The sequence below is a fragment of the Comamonas fluminis genome, from assembly GCF_019186805.1.
GTDB lineage: Bacteria > Pseudomonadota > Gammaproteobacteria > Burkholderiales > Burkholderiaceae_C > Comamonas > Comamonas fluminis.
This window is the reverse complement of sequence record NZ_CP066783.1, coordinates 372,171-390,445: the sequence shown is the minus strand read 5'-3', so window position 1 is coordinate 390,445 and position 18,275 is coordinate 372,171. Positions and strand designations below refer to the sequence as shown.

The window sequence follows — 18,275 nt, the reverse complement described above, 5'->3', positions numbered from 1 at the left end:
GCCAACGCACGTAGGTGGAACAGGCACCCCGACAAGCCATTGTCTTTGTTGGAGGTGCTGTTATGCAAACGACCTTTATCGGAGTGGATGTCTCCAAAGCGGAGTTGGTCATCAGCGTTGGCGATCAAGCTGCCGTGAGCGTGACCAATGACACATCTGCGATCATGCGCTGGTTGGCCTCGTTACCCCAAGATTGCTCTGTCGCCATGGAATCTACAGGGCGCTACCACTTGCTGCTCGCACAACTGGCTTTGCAAGCAGGGCTGAATGTGTATGTGCTCAATGCCCGGGATGTGTTCTTTTATGCCAAGGCACTGGGCGCCAGGGCTAAAAGCGATGCTCTGGACTGCGTGGTGATTCGGCGCTATCTGCAGGAGCATGTTCAAAGCCTGTATCCCTGGCAGCCTGGCACACCCGTTCAGCAGCAGCTCCATCTCTTGCTGACTCGACGTGCGCAGCTTAGCGCGCACCAGGCAGCCTTGAAGCAGACGCTCAAGGCGGTTGACTTACCCGGGCCGCAGATGGTGCACTTGATGGAATCGTTCAAAGCCCTGCTGCAGGCCATTGATGAGCAGGTTGTGCACCTGATCTCCAGTGACGACGCCATGCACCAAGGCTGCCAGCGACTGCAGTCGATTACAGGGATTGGCCCACAAACCAGTGCACTGCTGACAGAGCTTTTAAGTCGCCTGCACTTTGCCAACTCGGACGCACTGGTTGCCTATAGCGGGCTGGACCCTCGTGCCAATGACTCTGGCACAAAGCGTGGGAGGAGGCGTTTAAGCAAACGAGGCCCAGCCTTGCTGCGCAGGCAGATGTATCTGGCCGCATTCGCTGCCAGCCACAGCAAAGCGCTCAAGCCGCTTTATGCGCATATTCGCGCTAAGGGCTTCTCAACGACAGAGTCGATGGTGATCTTGGGGCGTAAGCTGCTTCGAGTGGCCCTTGCTGTTTGGCGAGGCAATACGGTGTTCAACCCCGAGCAATTGCTGCCGAAAACTGCTTGACGCGAAACATAGAACCTAACACCACCTATCCACGAAGCGTGAGCAGATGATTGCTGCAGCCAATTTGAGTAAGGCGCGATGTATGTCCAGTCGCCTCTCGAAGCGGATTCGCAGCTTTCCAAAGCCTGCAAACCACCCGTGGGTGCGTTCCACGACCCAGCGATGTTTACCCAGTTTCTCGCTGCTCTCGACACCTCGCCTTGCAATGCGGCTGAGGATCCCTCGTTTCTTTAGATGTGCTCTGCAGCGTCGGTAGTCATAGCCTTTGTCTGCATGAAGTTTGTAAGGCCGCCTGCGAGGGCGGCCTTGCAAACCTTTGATAGCAGGAATTGCATCCATGCAGCGCTCGAACAGCATGGAATCATGTCTGTTAGCACCACTGACAAGCACAGCCAACGGAATGCCCCGAGCATCCACAACGAGATGACGTTTGGAGCCTAGTTTGCCTCTGTCGGTGGGGTTTGGGCCCGTTTCCTGGCCCCCCGGGGGCTTGGCACCGATGAGCCATCAATACTGGCGCGGCTCCAATCAATCTGGTCGTGCTCACGTAGTCGCACGAGCATGGCTTGGTGAAGTTGCTCCCACACGCCTGCCGCACTCCAATCGCGTAGACGTCGCCAGCAGGTCATGCCGCTGCCGTAGCCCAAGGCAAGAGGTAGGTCTGCCCATGGAATGCCGGTGTGAAGCACAAATAGGATGCCATTGAGGGCTGCCTCATTGCTCACGCCAAGCTTGCGTGCACCGCCTTTGACTGATGGTGTAAATACGGGAATCTGAATCGCCCCGGATTCCCTAGACACTTTTAAGCCGTTGGGAATGGCGTTTCTCGAACTCTATCGGAGAAATATCTCCTGCAGTGCCGTGACGCCTTTTTGGGTTGTAGAACATCTCGATGTAGTTGAAGATATCTGCCCTTGCGTCCTCGCGCGACGTGTAGATCTGGCGACGAATTCGCTCGCGCTTGAGCAACTGGAAGAAGCTCTCGGCCACTGCGTTGTCATGACAGTTACCGCGGCGACTCATGCTGGAGACTAGGTTGTGATCTCGTAGGAAGTCCTGCCAGTCATGCCCGGTGAACTGACTTCCCTGATCCGAATGCACCATGACCGCCTGATCAGGTCGACGACGCCACAGAGCCATCAGTAGTGCATCGAGTACCAAGTCGGTATCGATGCGGCTGCCCATGGACCAGCCCACGACCAGACGGGAGAACAGATCAACCACCACTGCCAGGTACAGCCATCCCTCGTGAGTGCGGATGTACGTGATGTCGGTCACCCACGATTGATTGGGCTCATCCACAGCGAAGCGGCGCTGCAGGTGGTTAGGGGCAACTATGGCGGGCTTGCCTCCGCGCATCCCAGGGCGGCGCCGGTATCCCGTTTGCGAACGCAGCCCTTGGAGCTTGAGCAAACGGGCCACGCGGTGTTTACCGCAGCGCTCTCCCAGATCCCGCATGTCCAGTGTGAGCTTGCGGTAGCCGTACACACCACCACTTTCAAGCCAGGCTTGTTTGAGCAAACCTTGCAGTCGCAGATCATCCCGAGCCCGTGGGCTGACGGGTTCAGCTTTCCAAGCGTAATACCCGCTGGGATGTACCACCATGACTTTGCACATGCTACGAATGCTGTATTCGTGCTCATGTTTCTGAATAAATGCGTACTTCACCCGAGCTGCTTGGCAAAGTACGCTGCGGCCTTTTTTAGGATGTCACGCTCCTCGGTCACACGCTTGAGCTCGGACTTTAGTCTGCGCAACTCTTCTGTCTGCGTAAGTTGAGCTTGTCGCTCTGCGGGAGGCCCTGAATGCGTCTTCAGCCACTGATACAGGCTATGTTGACTAACGCCAAGGCGCTGTGACACGTCAGCGACCTTGTGGCCTCGTTGTGTGATCTGCTTGATGGCTTCGATCTTGAATTCGTCTGGATATTTAGGCTTACTCATGGCACCTCCTATTGGGCCTCGGGATTGAGGCTCAGAAGTGTCTAGAAAACCCGGGGCGATTCAGTGGCTGGCAGCGAATGCGGCCAGATACATCTGCCTGCGCAGCAAGGCTGGGCCTCGTTTGCTTAAACGCCTCCTCCCACGCTTTGTGCCAGAGTCATTGGCACGAGGGTCCAGCCCGCTATAGGCAACCAGTGCGTCCGAGTTGGCAAAGTGCAGGCGACTTAAAAGCTCTGTCAGCAGTGCACTGGTTTGTGGGCCAATCCCTGTAATCGACTGCAGTCGCTGGCAGCCTTGGTGCATGGCGTCGTCACTGGAGATCAGGTGCACAACCTGCTCATCAATGGCCTGCAGCAGGGCTTTGAACGATTCCATCAAGTGCACCATCTGCGGCCCGGGTAAGTCAACCGCCTTGAGCGTCTGCTTCAAGGCTGCCTGGTGCGCGCTAAGCTGCGCACGTCGAGTCAGCAAGAGATGGAGCTGCTGCTGAACGGGTGTGCCAGGCTGCCAGGGATACAGGCTTTGAACATGCTCCTGCAGATAGCGCCGAATCACCACGCAGTCCAGAGCATCGCTTTTAGCCCTGGCGCCCAGTGCCTTGGCATAAAAGAACACATCCCGGGCATTGAGCACATACACATTCAGCCCTGCTTGCAAAGCCAGTTGTGCGAGCAGCAAGTGGTAGCGCCCTGTAGATTCCATGGCGACAGAGCAATCTTGGGGTAACGAGGCCAACCAGCGCATGATCGCAGATGTGTCATTGGTCACGCTCACGGCAGCTTGATCGCCAACGCTGATGACCAACTCCGCTTTGGAGACATCCACTCCGATAAAGGTCGTTTGCATAACAGCACCTCCAACAAAGACAATGGCTTGTCGGGGTGCCTGTTCCACCTACGTGCGTTGGCTTGCCTTCAGATCGGCAGTCACGCAGCCTGATGGCTACGTGCTGCTCAGTTCCTTATCGACGCTATGAGGTGGGGTGGGAGGGATCTAACTCAGTCGGTCTGCGCAAACAGCCGATAGCGACTCTTGTCCCTCACCCCGACACCGTAAACATACAAGCGACTCTAAGAAACTCCCCCTGAGGCGCTGACGCGCCTTCCCCTCTCTCTACGCGCTGCGCGCTATGGGAGAGGGACGACAGCCTCGCTGCGGGGCGGCCCTTGCTGGCTGTCTCTGGCGCTGGGGTGTGCTTGATTTGCGATATTTAGCCAAAACAGCGGTATTCGCTTACGGGGTATGCGTAGGTCGCTATTGTTTTTGGTTGGGATTGTTTGGCGCTTATTGACTCTGCCCCCATAACAGTCATTCCATCACAGACTTTTGATGACTAATAGCAGGCCTCGATTCGGAATTTGAGGTCTGCCTAAAAAGTTGGCTTGCGATTGCCCGCCCTCATCATTACGGATAGATTCTTTCTTTTTCTTATAAGAGTGACGAGCATTGTTCCTCCTGCCATCTGAATCTAGTTACGCTTTAGGAGGCCGCAATTGAAGCGACTTGAAGCGTCCCAATCGCGTTATTTTTCTCCCTTGGTACTGCGTCTCGATGGGCTTCGAGAGATCATCACGATCCTTGCCCCAGCGGAAGATGTAAAAATCATCGCAGATCGCAATGAGTATGAAAGTGTCGACGAGCTTGCAGGTCATTTGCTAGGCAAGAGCCCTCGAGAGTTAAAGATAAGCACCCGGCATCCGTATCTAACTCTCGAGCTTTCTCCCATGTCGGTGCACCTTTATGCGAGCAGTGATGATCTGGTGTCATCCGGCCTTTTTGCGCGTATTGCCACAATCCTTTCAGCTGCAGAAAGATCACCTAGAGCCCTGTACAAAGATTCTCGGCTTCTCCCGCTCATGTTTTTTTTGCAAGTCCTGACTTACGTTCCTGCGCTTAAGTCTATGCAGTTGGGCTTCATCAGCTCCATGGGGCTGATATTTGCTTGGTACATCTGGATCAACTTTATTCAGTTGCGTAAGCACGGATTACTACTCACTCATGAGCCCAAGGATGGCAGGAGCTTCTTCCAGCGCAATTCAGATAGCATCATTGTTGCAGTAGTTTCAGCAATCCTCGGGGCAGTACTAGGTGCCGCGGCCACAAAACTTGCAGATCGCATCGCTCCTAACACTCAACCAGCAACAGCGCCTCTCACCCCCTCCAAATCACAGCTGCCTTAGCCTGAATCAAGCGTTAGTGGTTTGACCATCCGCTGAGGTCAATAGCAGCAGACTAAAATTCCAGCCGACTTATCAAACAACATTCAAAACAGCGGCTTGCGCTTACTGGGTACGCTCAGGCCGCTATTATTTTTGTCAAACCATCAAGGCCACAGCGCCGGAGAAGGTCAGAAACGCCAGACTGGTCGACACCAGAATGATTCGGGCCACGCGGCCGCTGTGGGCGCCGTAGCGTTCGGTGAGCAGCGATACATTGCTGGCCGATGGCAGGGCCGCCAGCAGCACCAGAACCACCAGCGTTTCGTGCTTGAGCTGCATGCCCAGAGAGATGGCCGCCATGCCCGCCCCCCATATCAGCAGGGGGTGAATGACCAGCTTTGCGAGCGCAATTGGCACATAGTCCATAGCGGACACACGCTCATTGCTATTCATCTGAGAGCGCGCAAGCACTGCGCCAATGGTGAAGAGTGCGACGGGCGAGGCAGCTCCGGCCAGCATGGCCACGGTTTTGTCCACCGGGCCGGGCAGCACCCAGCCCATGGCCGATGCCAGTCCGCCCAGCAAGATCGACCAGGGCATGGGGTTGGAGAGCATGCCTTTGAGGGAGTTGCGCACCGCCGTCCAGACACCGTTTCGACCCTGCCCGCCCGCCAGATCAAGGCGCGAGAGGGCGATGCAGGCGGATGTGGTGATGACCATGTCTATGGCCATGGTCACGATCACCGGCCCTGCGCTTTGCGCGCCCAGCAGGGCCACCAGCATGGGCACGCCCATAAAGCCGGTGTTGGGGAAGGCTGCGACCAGCGCGCCAAAGGCGGCGTCGTTCCAGCCCATGCGCTTGCGGGTCAGGGCCACGGTAGCGCCCACCATGAGCACGGCGCACAGCAGATAGATCAGCGTGACCTGTGCATCCAGCAACTGTGCAATCGGCGTTTGCGCGCCAAAGCGGTACAGCATGCAGGGCAGCGCAAAGTACAGCACAAAGGCGTTGAGCCCCGGAATGGCGACCTGCGGCAGCACGCCGCGCCAGGTGGCAATAAAGCCGCAGGCGACCAGCGCGAAAAAGGGGAAGGTGATGAGAAGAACAGACAGCACCGGCAAATTGTGCAGGCACAGCGGTCAGATGGTGCGCTGCAGACACCTGAAATTATTTGCAGCCTGCCGTCGCGCAGAGAGAAGAGCAGAAGCTGTGCAAAGAAAAGGCTGGACGCCGGAAAGCCCGGAAACAACAAAGCCTGCACAGGGCAGGCTTTGCTGAGGTGTGAAGGTGCAAGCCAATCAGAGCTTGAGTTCCTTTTCCACATCCGCAGTCTTGCGGCGGGCCAGCGCCAGGTTGCCACGGGCCTTGTCCAGCACCAGGTAGAAGAACACGCCTTCGTTGGCCACCACGGGACGGATGATGTGGTATTGCTTGCCCAGTGTGATCAGGATGTCATCGATCTGATCGTTCAGATTCAGCATGCGCATGGTCTTGAGCTTGGCTCGCACCACTTCGGTATTGCCAGCTGCAGCCAGCTCCATGTCCACGCCGCTGCCGACGCTGCCCATCAGCATACCGCTGGTGCTGTCGACCAGAGCCGCACAGACAGCGCCATCCGCAGTCATCAAAGCGTTCAGAGAGTCTTGAATCGATGCCATAAATCCACCTTTTGAAAAATGCGAAGCCAGGAACCCGTGCGATCAATGCGCACACTTTGAAACTCAGAACGACCGCGATCCACCGGTCAGGGCATGAACCCGGTTGCAACCTCACCGGCCGCCCAGAGTGCGCGTCCTAGCAAGGCGTTCTGATCCACAACCAGACACAGCACGGCCGGGAACTGGCCGCCTACTGCCTGGAACACTACCGTGCCTGACTCCGTCTCGAAGGTCAGGCGCTTGCAATCCTTGTGTCCGATTTCATTGGCCACCGCCTTGGCCATGGCCATGAGCGAGCCAGCCATGGCCGACAGGCGCTCGGTCGGCAGCTCGCTGCGAATGCGCAATGCCGTGATCTCGAAGCCATCGGGCGTGCACAGCAGCGCGATGCGCACACCATCCACGGGGGCCACAATGCGCTGGAGAATTTCGTGCCCTGTCTGAACCACGTCAGCAGGAATAACGAGGGGTGTATTGGTCTTCATAGAGTCTGACTTTGCAAGGACAGCAGCGAGGCCAGCACGCCCAGAGCATCAAGCATCTGCTGACGGTCACGTGGGTCGGCCTGAACAATGGGCACCATGGGATGTCCACGGGACATCAAGGCGGCGCTGAACGCCTCCAGCTGATCGCCACTGGCAGGACGGCAGCTCAGAATGATGAGCAGTGGCGCTGTTTCCAGCTCTGCCACGCCGCCCAGCATCTCGCTGACGTAATCCAGCGCATCGCTGTCGTTGACATCCACCATGAGCAGCGCGCCCACCGATGCCGACAGCACCCAGCGGCGCACAAAGTCAAAACGATCCTGCCCGGGACTGCCCACCAGTTGCAGTCGCTCGCCAGACCCCAGATCGATTTCACCGAACTCAGCCCCCACCGTGGTGAATTCCTTGGCGTGGGCGCCCTTGTCCAGATTGGGAACGTCGCTGCCGGCCATGAGCTGGCCACAAAGGCTGTGCAGTGCCGTAGTCTTGCCTATGCCCATGGGGCCAAGCAGGCTTACCCGCAGCAGGCCCTGTCCGGGCTGCGTGGGGATGAAAGATGTCATGTACGCCCTCCGCGCGTAATCCAGCCGGTCAGCTTCTGCACCCACTGGCGTGTGACCGAAGTCGCTGGAGTTGTATTTTTAGTGGCCTGAGACTTGGAAGCCTCTGCAGTTTTCAAGCTGCAGCGCAATACTGCCTGAACCTGTGGCAAAGACAACAGGGAAATAAGCTGGGGCACTTCCATGCCGGAGTGATCGCTGAGTGACTGCGCCGCAATCGGCCCACGCGACATCAAGGCCAGTGCGCGCATGTTTTCTGCCGTGTTGGCGCTGCCTGGCAAAGCCACCCAGGATTTGAGCTGAAAGCGGTGCGGGCAATTGAGCCCCTGCTCTTTCAGGTCCGCCATGGCGCGCTGCAGGGTCAGCACCACCGCCGCCTTCTGGCGGGCTTTCCAGTCCATCAAAAAGACGGCTGCGCGATCGAGCATGTCGATCAGATCGGACAGCGTGAATTCCACATCCAGATGCGCAGCCCAGCCTTGTGAAGAGCGCCCAAGCGGTTGCGCCGAAGCCTCACCGCCCACGTACACCACACAGGGGGAAGTCTTGGCATCTGGCGCGGCAGTGGGAACCGAGCCATCCAGAATCAAGACCTCTGCCGAATCGCTTGACACCTGGCGCCAGCCAGACAGCGACTTGCGCGATGCCACGGCAAACAACGCCTCGAAGCGCTGCTGCACTGCGGGCGTCCACAACTGCGCCGCCCAACTGACCTCACCAATGGTTTTCGCCATGCAAATCGCCCTGCCTGTTGTTCATAGTCGAAATAAATTGCTATTTCGAAACAATAGCAACAATGCGTTGATCACCCAAGTAGCTGACACTGCATTCAACAATTTTTGACACTGAAGTCAACACCTTCTTACAACAATTATCCTGCCCCGCGTCCGTCAGAAATGTAGGTGCATGCCTCACTCCACCCCTTCAATTTGTCAGTTGTGACAGTCGGCCTCAGGAGTCTTCATGGCAAAGCGGTATCCTCCCAGACCTTGTTTTGAGGATGAAGGAGCAATCTGTTTCATGTCTGCTGGACTAAATCTCGCTCAGCTCCAGGCCGTGCACTACACCGAAGGACCATGCCTTGTCTTGGCCGGAGCGGGCTCGGGCAAAACCCGGGTGATTACGCACAAGATTGCCCGGTTGATTGAAAACGGCATGGCTCCGCGCCGCATTGCGGCCATTACCTTTACGAACAAGGCCGCTGCTGAAATGCGCGAGCGTGCTGCCGGCCTGATTGGCCGCCAGGCCAAGGAAGTGCTGATCTGCACCTTTCACTCGCTGGGCGTGCGCATGGTGCGCGAGGATGGGCATGTGCTGGGCCTCAAGCCCCAGTTCAGCATCCTAGACCAGGACGATGTGACGGGCATTCTCAAGGACTGTGCGGGCGGCACCACCGATGCAGCAACCGCCCGCCAGTGGCAATGGACCATCAGCGGCTGGAAGAACGATGGCTGGGACAGCCGCAAGGCGCTGGCCATGGCCCAGGATGACAACGAGCGCAGCATTGCGCTCATCATGCAGCGCTACGAAGAGCGCCTGGCCGCCTATCAGAGCGTGGACTTTGACGACCTGATCGGCATGCCCATGCGTTTGCTCAAAGGCCATCCCGATGTGCGCGAAAAATGGCAGCGTCTGCTAGGGCATGTGCTGGTCGATGAATACCAGGACACCAACGCCACTCAGTACGAACTGCTGAAAATGCTGGTGGGCGAGCGCGGCCATTTCACTGCCGTGGGCGATGATGACCAGTCCATCTACGGCTGGCGCGGGGCCACGCTGGACAACCTGAAAAAGCTGCCCATCGATTTTCCCCAGCTCAAGATCATCAAGCTGGAGCAGAACTACCGCTCCACCAGCGCCATCCTGCGCGCTGCCAACAATGTGATCGGCCCCAACCCCAAGCTGTTCCCCAAGACGCTGTTTTCGGAACTGGGCGAGGGCGAGCCCGTGCGCATTGTCGATTGCGATACCGAAGAGCACGAGGCCGAGCGTGCAGCCGCCCGCATTCAAAGCCTGCGCGCCAGCATGAACCCGCAGCCGGCGTGGAAGGACATGGCCATCCTGTACCGCGCCAACCACCAGGCCAAGCCTTTCGAGAAGGCACTGCGCAAGCTCAATATTCCCTACAAGGTCTCGGGCGGCACCAGTTTCTTTGACCGTGCGGAAATCAAGGATCTGTGCGCCTGGTTCCGTCTGTGGATCAACAACGACGACGACCCGGCATTCCTGCGCTCCATCGGCACGCCCAAGCGCGGCATAGGCCACACCACGCTGGGCAAGCTGGGCGAGTTTTCGGGCGCGCACAAACTGTCCATGTTCGGCTCGCTGTTCAATTCGATGCTGGAAGACGCCCTGCCCAAGAAGGCCTTTGAAAGCCTGCTGGAGTTTGGCCGCTACATCAACGACCTGGAATACCGCGCCCGCCATACGCTGGGCGTGGATGCATCCCGCGCCTTTCTGATGGACTGGCTCAAGGAGATCGGCTACGAGCAGTATCTGTACGACAGCGAAGACAGCGAATCCGTGGCCGCCGCCCGCTGGAGCAATGTGCTGGAGTTCTGCGACTGGATGGCCCAGCGCGCTGGCGGCCAGATCGAAGATGCGGCAGGCACCACCACGCAGACCGAGGTCAAAAGCCTGCTGGAAGTCTCGCAGAACATTGCCCTGCTCTCCACCATCAGCGAGCGTGAGAAAGAGCAGGACATGGTCATCCTCTCAACCCTGCACGCCTCCAAGGGTCTGGAATGGCCCCACGTCATGCTGGTGGGCGTGACCGAGGGCATGCTGCCCTTCAAACTTGATGACGACGATGGCCGCCAGCAGAAAGTGAGCGACGAAACCGCCGCCCGCCTGCAGGAAGAGCGCCGCCTGATGTACGTGGGCATCACCCGCGCCCAGCGCACACTGGCCGTCAGCTGGACCAAGCGCCGCAAAAAAGGCCGCGAAATGGTGGCCTGCATGCCCAGCCGCTTCATCAAGGAAATGGGGCTGGATGCAGCCACTGCCAAAGAAGACCCGCGTGAAAAACTGCGCAAACTGCGCGAGGAGTTTGCCGCCCGCAAAGCGCAGCAAACGCCAGATGCAGCCAACTGACAACAGTCCATGAAAACTCTTAAAACTCTCGTTTTCATAGCTAGCAGCGCATATTTAATGGGCGCTACAGCACAAAACACCGCTCAGGAAAGCAGCGCCTGCCCCGCAGGCTGGGCAATGACTGACAAGCAGTTGCAGGGCGAGTGGGTAGGCTCCATCAACCACCAGAGTGAATCGGTTCGCCTGGTGCTTGGGCCGCACCCGGAGTGGCAAGGCATGGTCAAAGGCTCGGTTGAGCGCGCTGGCTTGGCCTCATCCCACCCCATGGTCGGCGACCTCAACAACGGAACAATCACACTGGAAGAAAGTGCAGATGGCACGCACATCACCGGCACCTGGCTGGGAGAGGCCAGCCCTGCCAGCTGCGGCCGGGAAATTCGCGGCAGTTTTAGCGCCTCTGAAGACGATGCCCCCCAGGACTTCGTGATTCAAAAGCAGCCCTGAACCCTTCGTCACCTGCACACCTTTTCACCACCATGCCAGCCAACCCGTCTCACTCTCTGTTCAAGCCTCTGCCTCTGGCCCTCACCCTCGCCTGCCTTGGCAGTGCAGCACCCGCAATGGCCGCCGAAACGGAGTTGCCGCCGCCAGAACAAGGCTGGCGCCAGTGCGCAGCAACAACGGACAACAAAGCCCGTCTGGCCTGCTTTGACGCCTGGGCCCAGCACGAGCAGCCACTGACACCCCCACCCGCCACAGGCTGGACAGCGCCAGCGACCCGCAGCGCCGAAGCCCCCGCCCAGCCTGCACCCGCCGCCGTGGCCAATGCAGGCAGCCCGGATCAAGCTCAGGGCCTGGCACTGCCCGCCACCCCTACCAACGGCGGCTGCCGTGACCCGCGCTACAGCGAGCTGTCGCGTTACTACGAGCTGGAGCCCGGCACGGACTGCGGCACGTTCAACTTTCGCGGCTACCGCCCCCTGTCCGTTTCGGTGGTGGCGGCGGGCGAAGTCAACCAGCAGCCTTATTCGCCCACGCGCGGCTATGCCAATGAGCAGCCCTATCAAAAGCACGAGATGCGGCTGCAACTGTCAGCGCGTACCAAGGTTGCATCGGGCCTGCTGACCGGCCCCACCTCGGCAGGCAAAGATTCGCTGTGGTTCGGCTACACCCAGCAGTCGTACTGGCAGCTGTTCAACGGCGATATTTCCCGCCCCTTCCGCGCCACCGATCACGAGCCTGAAGTCTTCTACGTCTACCCCACCGATGCCAAGCTACCCTTTGGCTGGCGCTGGCGCTATTCGGGCGTCGGCCTGTCACACCAGTCCAACGGCCAGAGCGAGCCTCTCTCGCGCAGTTGGAACCGCTGGTATCTGATGACCGGTGCCGAGCTGGGCAACCGCTGGCAGCTGCACCTGAAAGCCTGGCAGCGTCTGCGCGAAAACGCTGCGGATGACGACAACCCCCACATCCAGGACTACATCGGTCGCGGTGAGGTTCGTCTGGGCTGGAACGTCAACGAACAAAACTATGTAGGCGTCACCGCCCGCGGCTCACTGGGCAAAGGCAAAGGCTCTGGCCGCGTTGAATGGCTGCGCACGCTGGGCGAAGGCTGGAATGGCGGCAAGAGCAATCTGCGCCTGCACGTACAGCTGTTCAGCGGCTATGGCGACAGCATGATCGACTACAACAAGAAGCGCACGGTCTTGAGCGTGGGCTTCAGCTTGCTGGATTTCTAGCCCCCTGAGGCGCTGTGCCCAGGCGGCTCCGCGCCTTCCCCCTCAACGGAGGAAGTCAGTTTCGGTGCGGGGCACCCTTCCTCGCTGCCCCTTACCTGGGCCGCACCCGTTTTGCAGATTGGCGCCTGATTCATATTTGATAGCTTGCTGCGCTTGGCATTGATGAATTTCAAGGCATTTCATCTTGAAGCCCCATCAAATCAAGCGCTGGCAGCTATTAAAAACAGAGTCACTCCGGCGCCACCGCCGTCACTTCAATCTCCACCTTGGCACGGTCTTCAATCAAGGCCGCCACCTGCACAGCCGTCATGGCTACGCTGAACGAGCCAATCAGCTCGCGGTAGGCCTTGCCGATCTCGGCCTGCTGGGCCAGGTATTCCTTCTTGTCGGTGATGTACCAGGTCATGCGCACAATGTGCTCGGGCTTGGCACCGCCTGCCGCCAGCACTTCCACAATGTTCTGCAACGCCTGGCGGGCCTGCTGCGCCAGATCATCGGTGTGAAACACGCCCTGCGCATCCCAGCCAATCATGCCCGCCACATAGATCTGGCGGCCACTGACGGACACTCCATTCGCATAACCCTTGGGCCGGGGCCAGCCCGGTGGCAACAGTACTTGCATGCTCAAGTCCTTTCTTGTGATGGTTTCGAGGGGCCTGACCAGTGCTCCATGGCACGGCGAATAGGAAGAGGGGCGCTGATGGCCTGATGGGTTTGCAGGCTGGTGAAGACCAGCACCTTGCGCGCAGTCAGGCGCAACTGCCCGTCCGGGCCTGTGCAATCCACCGCCAGCGTCAGCGAACGGTTGCCCAGCTTTTCAATGCTCAGCCCCAGTTCCACCACCTCGCCCATGCGGGTGATGGCACGAAAGTCGCACTCCAGGTGCACGATGGGCAGGCCAATCTGGTCTTTTTGCACCATGTCTGCATAAGACACTTGCAGCGCCTGGTTGAACCAGTCTTCCACCAGCCCGTTGAACAGCACCAGATACTGCGGAAAGAAGATGATGCCCGCCGGATCACAGTGCGCAAACCGTATGGGAACCTGGGTCACAAAGCGCCTGGCGGCGAGGTTCTCGTTATTCATCTCTTCACTCATTCTTTTAATCAAATTAGTCTGTAGCACTCATTGATAAATCGCTAGCAGCTATCAAATTCATAGTATTCATTGCCCGTGCAGACGAAAGCGCTGCAGCTTGCCGGTGGCCGTGCGCGGCAACTGGTCGACAAACTGCACGGCACGCGGATACTTGTAGGGGGCCACGGTGCTCTTCACAAAATCCTGCAGGGTTTTAGCCATTGCATCGTCCGCCGCATGGCCCGCACGCAGCACCACAAAGGCCTTGACGATCTGGCCGCGCTCACTGTCAGCCACACCAATCACTGCGCATTCGGCCACGGCGGCGTGAGCCATCAAGGCATCTTCCACCTCAGGCGCGGCGATGTTGTAGCCCGCCGAAATAATCATGTCGTCCGTGCGGGCCTGATAGACGAAGTAGCCGTCTGCATCCATCAGGTAGGCATCGCCCGTCAGGTTCCAGCCCCGGCTCACATATTTGGTCTGGCGCTCATCGTTGAGGTAGCGGCAGCCCGTGGGGCCTTGCACCGCCAGCTTGCCCACCGTGCCCACGGGCACCTCTTTGCCATCGTCGTCGACCACCTTGGCACGGTAGCCTGGCACGGCCTTGCCAGTGGCACCGGGCCTGGCATCGTCCTCGTGGTGCGAGATAAAGATGTGCAGCATCTCGGTAGAGCCAATGCCGTCAATGATCTCGATGCCCGTGGCATCTTTCCACAGCGCGCGCGTCGATGCCGTCAGCGCCTCGCCCGCCGATACGCATTTGCGCAGCTTGCTGGCACGCACACGCTCACCCTGCTGCGCCATCACTCGATAAGAAGTTGGTGCGGTAAAGACGACGGTGGCTCCAAATTTTTCAATGCCGTCCAGCAGCAGCGGCGGGCTGGCTTTTTCCAGCAGCGCCATGGATGCACCAATCGACATAGGAAACAGCACCTGCCCGCCCAGCCCGAAGGTGAACGCCATGGGCGGGCTGCCGATAAACACATCGTCGGCATTGGCGCGCAGCATGGATTGCGGCCAGCAGGCGCACACAGCCATCACATCGCGGTGAAAGTGCATGGTGGCCTTGGGCACGCCCGTGGTGCCCGAGGTAAAGCCCAGCAAACAGGTGTCGGTGGCGGCGGTATCCACCGCGGTGAAATTGCCAGAAGCTTGCGCCATCAACGCTTCCAGCCCGTCGCTGGCACCGCTGTTGAAAAAGCGCACGGCTTTGAGCGTGGCTGACTTTTGCTGCGCCCCCTGCACCTCGGCACGCAGCGCTTCATCGCACAGCGCATGGCTGATCTGCGCGATATCGACAATCGTGCCCAGCTCCTTGGCACGCAGCAGCGGCATGGCGGCCACGGCAATGCCACCAGCCTTGATAACGCCAAACCAGGCCGCCACCATCATCGGGTTATTGGGCGCGCACAGCAGCACGCGGTTGCCAGGCTGCAGGCCCAAGGTCTGCGTCAGTACATTGGCAATGCGGTTGGCCTTGTCCTGCAAGTCAGCATAAGTCCAGCGCAGGCCTTCGGCTTGTATGCACAGGCGCTCTCCACGGCCTTCGCGCACATGCTTGTCCAGCAACTCCACCGCGCAGTTCAGTCGCTCGGGAAATTGCAGCTCTGGCAGCTCAAAAATGAACTCGGGCTGCAGCGCGGGCGGCGGCAGATTGTCGGCTGCAAAGGTATCGATATGCGCGCTGTATGAAACAGTGTTCGACATGAACCCACCTCTCGATCAAATCCGTGGTTTGTGCAGGACTGGATTGCGCTATCAGCTATAACTTTTGATGAGATCGCGACCGATGATGAGTTGCTGCACCTCGGTCGCGCCTTCGTAGATGCGCAGGGCGCGAATCTCGCGGTACAGCCGCTCCACCGGCTGCTCGCTCACCACCCCCATGCCGCCCCACATTTGCACTGCGGCATCAATCACCTGCTGGGCGTTTTCGGTGGCTGTCATCTTGGCCATGGCCGCTTCACGCGTTACGTTCTCGCCCTGATCGCGCTGCCATGCGGCGCGGTAGGTCAGCAGCGCGGCGCTGTCGATCATGGTGGCCATCTGCGCCAGCTTGGCCTGCGTCAGCTGGAAGTCGGCCAGCACGCCGCCAAACATCTTTCGACTGGTGACGCGCTGCAAGGCCTCGTCCATGGCGCGGCGCGCAAAGCCCAGCGCTGCGGCGGCCACGGATGTGCGAAACACATCCAGCGTGCGCATGGCCACCTTGAAGCCCTCACCCGCAGCACCCACACGCTGCGACACAGGCACACGGCAGTTGGTGAATTTGAGGCGCGCCAGCGGGTGCGGAGCGATGACGTTGATACGCTCGGCAATCTCAAAACCGGGCGTTCCCGCATCCACAATCAGCGCCGAAATGCCGCGCGCGCCAGGCGCCTCGCCCGTGCGCACAAAAGCCACATAGAAATCAGCAATGCCGCCGTTGGAAATCCAGGTTTTCTCGCCATTCAAGACATAGTGATCGCCATCGAGCTTGGCTTCACAAGCCATGGCTGCCACATCTGAGCCCGCATCAGGCTCAGACAGCGCAAACGCCGAAATCGCTTCGCCACTGGCAACCCGGGTCAGATAACGCTGCTTTTGCGCATCACTGCCTGCCAGCGATATTGCCCCTGAACCCAACCCCTGCATGGCAAACGCAAAGTCGGCCAGCCCGTTGTGGCGCGCCAGGATTTCACGAATCAGGCAAATGGTGCGCGTGTCAATATGCTCACCCGCACCGCCATTGGCAGTGCCTGCTACGGCATGGCGCAACCAGCCTGCCTGCCCCAATGCCTTGACCAACTGGCGGCAATCGGCGTCGTTGTCATCGCTGTGAATATGGGCCACATGCTGCGCGGCCCAGGCATCCAGCGCCGTTGCCATGTCGGCATGGCGTGCTTCAAAAAACGGCCACTTCAAATAGCTGGTATCGGCCATCTCAGTTCCCCTTGAATACAGGTTTTTGCTTGGCCACAAAGGCGTGATAAGCGCGAGAGAAATCTTCGGTCAGCATGCAGATGGCCTGTGCCTGCGCCTCGGCTTCAATCGCCTGCTCAATCGTCATCGCCCATTCCTGGTGCAGCATGGTCTTGGTAATGCCGTTGGCAAAGCTGGGGCCCGCGACCAGATCAGCGGCCAGCTTCTGCGCCTCGGCCAGCACGGCTTCGGGCTCGCACAGACGGTTGAAAAAGCCCCAGCGCTCGCCCTCTTCGCCCCCCAGAGAACGCCCGGTGTACAGCAATTCACTGGCGCGGCCCTGGCCAATGATGCGCGGCAGAAAAGCGCAGGCGCCCATATCGCAACCCGCCAGCCCCACGCGGTTGAACAGAAACGCTGTCTTGCTGCGCGCTGTGCCCAGACGCATGTCTGACGCCATGGCCATGATGGCGCCCGCACCGGCACACACACCATCCACGGCAGCAATGATGGGCTGCGGGCAGGCACGCATCATCTTGACCAGCTCGCCCGTCATGCGGGTGAACATCAGCAGCTCAGGAGCCTTGAGCGCGACCAGCGGGCCGATGATTTCATGCACATCGCCGCCCGAGCAGAAATTGCCGCCCGCGCCTACCAGTACCACGGCCTGCACATCGTTGGCCCATTTGAGGTTGTGGAACAGATCGCGCAGCTCTGCATACGACTCAAAGGTCAGCGGATTTTTACGCTCCGGGCGGTTGAGCGTGATGGTGGCAACGCCATCTGCCACCTGCCAGAGAAAGTGCTCAGCCTGATAGCCCGCCAGCGGCTTGCGGTTGCCTGCCGCCAGGCCGGGGTCGATGGTGTATTCGCTCATGCTTGTCTCCACAAATTCTTGTTCACATGACCTCGCCGCCAGCGACGGCAATGGATTGGCCGGTAATCGCGCTCGCGCCTTTTCCACACAACCACAGCACGGCATCCGCCACTTCCTGCGGCTGCACCAAACGGCCTTGCGGGTTGCCTTTGACAAACTCGGCCATGGCTTCTTCAGCCGTGCGCCCCGTCTTGGCGACCACACGCTCTATGCTTTGCGTCATGATTTCAGTTTCGGTATAGCCCGGACACACGGCGTTGACGGTAATGCCCTTCCTGGCAAATTCCAGTGCCAGCGCACGTGTGAGGCCCACCACGCCATGCTTGGCTGCCACATAGGCCGCCACATAGGCATAGCCCACCAGCCCCGCTGTGCTGGCCACATTGACGATGCGCCCGTAGCCTGCGGCTGCCATGCCCGGCAGCACCTGTTGAATGCAGAGCATGGTGCCGGTCAGGTTCACATTCAGCATTTGCTGCCAGTGCGCGGCATCCATCTTCATGAACGGTGCGCTGCTGGCCTGCCCGGCGTTGTTGATCAAGATATTGATAGCGCCTTGCGCTTTTACAGCCTGCTCAAATGCGGCTTTTACCTGTGCTTCATCGGCCACATCAGCCAGCACCATCTGACATTGCTGTGGGTGTTCTGCCACCAGCTTTTGCAGCGTCTCAGCGCGGCGGCCCAGCACCGTGACGCGTGCCCCCTGCGCCAGCAACTGACGCGCGATTGCCTCGCCAATGCCTTGGCCCGCGCCGGTTACCAGCGCATGCTGATCGTTCAGACCACCTGTCATTTAGTTCTCCATAGCCCACGAAACTGGCGCACTCCAAGC

Annotated in this window: 19 protein-coding genes; 5 read left to right on the top strand and 14 right to left on the bottom strand. The window is 59.2% G+C overall.

Features of this window, described 5'->3' with window-relative positions:
- The first annotated feature begins 62 nt into the window (after window positions 1-62).
- On the top strand, window positions 63-1,007 hold the full coding sequence (locus JDW18_RS02105) for a transposase (RefSeq protein ID WP_218242117.1): 945 nt from the start codon (window positions 63-65) through the stop codon (window positions 1,005-1,007).
- 15 nt (window positions 1,008-1,022) lie between these two features.
- Here the strand turns inward: JDW18_RS02105 and JDW18_RS02100 are convergent.
- The 3 genes from JDW18_RS02100 to JDW18_RS02090 form a co-directional block, all read right to left on the bottom strand.
- Window positions 1,023-1,825, bottom strand: a protein-coding gene (locus JDW18_RS02100) for an IS5 family transposase (protein WP_425514791.1) whose coding sequence is annotated in 2 segments (ribosomal slippage) — window positions 1,023-1,495 and window positions 1,495-1,825 — 804 coding nt in all. Because the reading frame shifts where the segments join, the coding sequence is not laid out codon by codon here.
- Window positions 1,800-2,950, bottom strand: a protein-coding gene (locus JDW18_RS02095) for an IS3 family transposase (protein WP_218239616.1) whose coding sequence is annotated in 2 segments (ribosomal slippage) — window positions 1,800-2,704 and window positions 2,704-2,950 — 1,152 coding nt in all. Because the reading frame shifts where the segments join, the coding sequence is not laid out codon by codon here. Before JDW18_RS02095 ends, JDW18_RS02100 begins: the two co-directional genes overlap by 26 nt.
- Window positions 2,951-3,010: 60 nt before the next feature.
- Entirely contained in the window at window positions 3,011-3,796 is a 786-nt protein-coding gene (locus JDW18_RS02090; RefSeq protein ID WP_218242116.1) for a transposase, read from the bottom strand.
- Window positions 3,797-4,443: 647 nt separating this feature from the next.
- Here JDW18_RS02090 and JDW18_RS02085 point away from each other — a divergent pair.
- Complete coding sequence (locus tag JDW18_RS02085; protein WP_218242115.1) at window positions 4,444-5,130, top strand: hypothetical protein; 687 nt, start codon at window positions 4,444-4,446, stop codon at window positions 5,128-5,130.
- 135 nt (window positions 5,131-5,265) lie between these two features.
- Here JDW18_RS02085 and JDW18_RS02080 read toward each other — a convergent pair whose 3' ends face one another.
- The 5 genes from JDW18_RS02080 to JDW18_RS02060 form a co-directional block, all read right to left on the bottom strand.
- Window positions 5,266-6,225 (bottom strand): AEC family transporter, encoded by a 960-nt coding sequence (locus JDW18_RS02080; protein WP_218242114.1) that lies wholly within the window; start codon window positions 6,223-6,225, stop codon window positions 5,266-5,268.
- 183 nt (window positions 6,226-6,408) lie between these two features.
- Window positions 6,409-6,768 (bottom strand): hypothetical protein, encoded by a 360-nt coding sequence (locus tag JDW18_RS02075; RefSeq protein WP_218242113.1) that lies wholly within the window; start codon window positions 6,766-6,768, stop codon window positions 6,409-6,411.
- An 86-nt stretch (window positions 6,769-6,854) separates the two neighbouring features.
- On the bottom strand, window positions 6,855-7,253 hold the full coding sequence (locus JDW18_RS02070; RefSeq protein ID WP_218242112.1) for a roadblock/LC7 domain-containing protein: 399 nt from the start codon (window positions 7,251-7,253) through the stop codon (window positions 6,855-6,857).
- Window positions 7,250-7,816, bottom strand: coding sequence for a GTP-binding protein (locus JDW18_RS02065; RefSeq protein ID WP_218242111.1), 567 nt, complete (start codon window positions 7,814-7,816; stop codon window positions 7,250-7,252). Before JDW18_RS02065 ends, JDW18_RS02070 begins: the two co-directional genes overlap by 4 nt.
- Window positions 7,813-8,547, bottom strand: a complete 735-nt coding sequence (locus JDW18_RS02060) for a hypothetical protein (protein WP_218242110.1) — start codon at window positions 8,545-8,547, stop codon at window positions 7,813-7,815. The genes JDW18_RS02065 and JDW18_RS02060 overlap by 4 nt, the downstream gene beginning before the upstream one ends.
- A gap of 286 nt (window positions 8,548-8,833) precedes the next feature.
- On the opposite strand from JDW18_RS02060, the gene JDW18_RS02055 reads away from it, so the two are divergent.
- The 3 genes from JDW18_RS02055 to JDW18_RS02045 all read left to right on the top strand — a co-directional run bounded on the left by JDW18_RS02055 (window position 8,834) and on the right by JDW18_RS02045 (window position 12,585).
- Complete coding sequence (locus JDW18_RS02055; RefSeq protein WP_218242109.1) at window positions 8,834-10,906, top strand: ATP-dependent helicase; 2,073 nt, start codon at window positions 8,834-8,836, stop codon at window positions 10,904-10,906.
- A 117-nt stretch (window positions 10,907-11,023) separates the two neighbouring features.
- Window positions 11,024-11,350 (top strand): hypothetical protein, encoded by a 327-nt coding sequence (locus JDW18_RS02050; RefSeq protein ID WP_246610220.1) that lies wholly within the window; start codon window positions 11,024-11,026, stop codon window positions 11,348-11,350.
- Between the two features lie 32 nt (window positions 11,351-11,382).
- Complete coding sequence (locus JDW18_RS02045) at window positions 11,383-12,585, top strand: phospholipase A (protein WP_218242107.1); 1,203 nt, start codon at window positions 11,383-11,385, stop codon at window positions 12,583-12,585.
- Window positions 12,586-12,814: 229 nt separating this feature from the next.
- On the opposite strand, the gene JDW18_RS02040 is transcribed toward JDW18_RS02045, so the two are convergent.
- From JDW18_RS02040 to JDW18_RS02015, 6 genes are all read right to left on the bottom strand, one after another.
- Entirely contained in the window at window positions 12,815-13,207 is a 393-nt protein-coding gene (locus JDW18_RS02040) for a RidA family protein (RefSeq protein WP_218242106.1), read from the bottom strand.
- Window positions 13,208-13,209: 2 nt separating this feature from the next.
- Entirely contained in the window at window positions 13,210-13,671 is a 462-nt protein-coding gene (locus JDW18_RS02035; protein WP_218242105.1) for an acyl-CoA thioesterase, read from the bottom strand.
- A gap of 78 nt (window positions 13,672-13,749) precedes the next feature.
- Complete coding sequence (locus JDW18_RS02030) at window positions 13,750-15,372, bottom strand: benzoate-CoA ligase family protein (protein WP_218242104.1); 1,623 nt, start codon at window positions 15,370-15,372, stop codon at window positions 13,750-13,752.
- 51 nt (window positions 15,373-15,423) lie between these two features.
- Window positions 15,424-16,587 carry an acyl-CoA dehydrogenase family protein gene (locus JDW18_RS02025; protein WP_218242103.1) on the bottom strand — a complete coding sequence of 388 codons (1,164 nt, stop codon included), beginning with the start codon at window positions 16,585-16,587 and terminating at the stop codon, window positions 15,424-15,426.
- 1 nt (window position 16,588) lies between these two features.
- A complete protein-coding gene (locus tag JDW18_RS02020; protein ID WP_218242102.1) occupies window positions 16,589-17,443 on the bottom strand; it encodes an enoyl-CoA hydratase family protein in 855 nt (284 codons plus the stop codon).
- 22 nt (window positions 17,444-17,465) lie between these two features.
- Window positions 17,466-18,236 carry an SDR family NAD(P)-dependent oxidoreductase gene (locus tag JDW18_RS02015; RefSeq protein ID WP_218242101.1) on the bottom strand — a complete coding sequence of 257 codons (771 nt, stop codon included), beginning with the start codon at window positions 18,234-18,236 and terminating at the stop codon, window positions 17,466-17,468.
- Between the last annotated feature and the right edge of the window lie 39 nt (window positions 18,237-18,275).

What these genes read in the sequence shown, in the direction of transcription:
- JDW18_RS02045 (WP_218242107.1), top strand. Translation starts at nt 11,383, where the DNA reads ATGCCAGCCAACCCGTCTCACTCTCTGTTCAAGCCTCTGCCTCTGGCC.
- JDW18_RS02025 (WP_218242103.1), bottom strand. Translation starts at nt 16,587, where the DNA reads ATGGCCGATACCAGCTATTTGAAGTGGCCGTTTTTTGAAGCACGCCAT.
- JDW18_RS02035 (WP_218242105.1), bottom strand. Translation starts at nt 13,671, where the DNA reads ATGAATAACGAGAACCTCGCCGCCAGGCGCTTTGTGACCCAGGTTCCC.
- JDW18_RS02105 (WP_218242117.1), top strand. Translation starts at nt 63, where the DNA reads ATGCAAACGACCTTTATCGGAGTGGATGTCTCCAAAGCGGAGTTGGTC.
- JDW18_RS02075 (WP_218242113.1), bottom strand. Translation starts at nt 6,768, where the DNA reads ATGGCATCGATTCAAGACTCTCTGAACGCTTTGATGACTGCGGATGGC.
- JDW18_RS02055 (WP_218242109.1), top strand. Translation starts at nt 8,834, where the DNA reads ATGTCTGCTGGACTAAATCTCGCTCAGCTCCAGGCCGTGCACTACACC.
- JDW18_RS02070 (WP_218242112.1), bottom strand. Translation starts at nt 7,253, where the DNA reads ATGAAGACCAATACACCCCTCGTTATTCCTGCTGACGTGGTTCAGACA.
- JDW18_RS02040 (WP_218242106.1), bottom strand. Translation starts at nt 13,207, where the DNA reads ATGCAAGTACTGTTGCCACCGGGCTGGCCCCGGCCCAAGGGTTATGCG.
- JDW18_RS02050 (WP_246610220.1), top strand. Translation starts at nt 11,024, where the DNA reads ATGACTGACAAGCAGTTGCAGGGCGAGTGGGTAGGCTCCATCAACCAC.
- JDW18_RS02015 (WP_218242101.1), bottom strand. Translation starts at nt 18,236, where the DNA reads ATGACAGGTGGTCTGAACGATCAGCATGCGCTGGTAACCGGCGCGGGC.
- JDW18_RS02030 (WP_218242104.1), bottom strand. Translation starts at nt 15,372, where the DNA reads ATGTCGAACACTGTTTCATACAGCGCGCATATCGATACCTTTGCAGCC.
- JDW18_RS02020 (WP_218242102.1), bottom strand. Translation starts at nt 17,443, where the DNA reads ATGAGCGAATACACCATCGACCCCGGCCTGGCGGCAGGCAACCGCAAG.
- JDW18_RS02060 (WP_218242110.1), bottom strand. Translation starts at nt 8,547, where the DNA reads ATGGCGAAAACCATTGGTGAGGTCAGTTGGGCGGCGCAGTTGTGGACG.
- JDW18_RS02065 (WP_218242111.1), bottom strand. Translation starts at nt 7,816, where the DNA reads ATGACATCTTTCATCCCCACGCAGCCCGGACAGGGCCTGCTGCGGGTA.
- JDW18_RS02090 (WP_218242116.1), bottom strand. Translation starts at nt 3,796, where the DNA reads ATGCAAACGACCTTTATCGGAGTGGATGTCTCCAAAGCGGAGTTGGTC.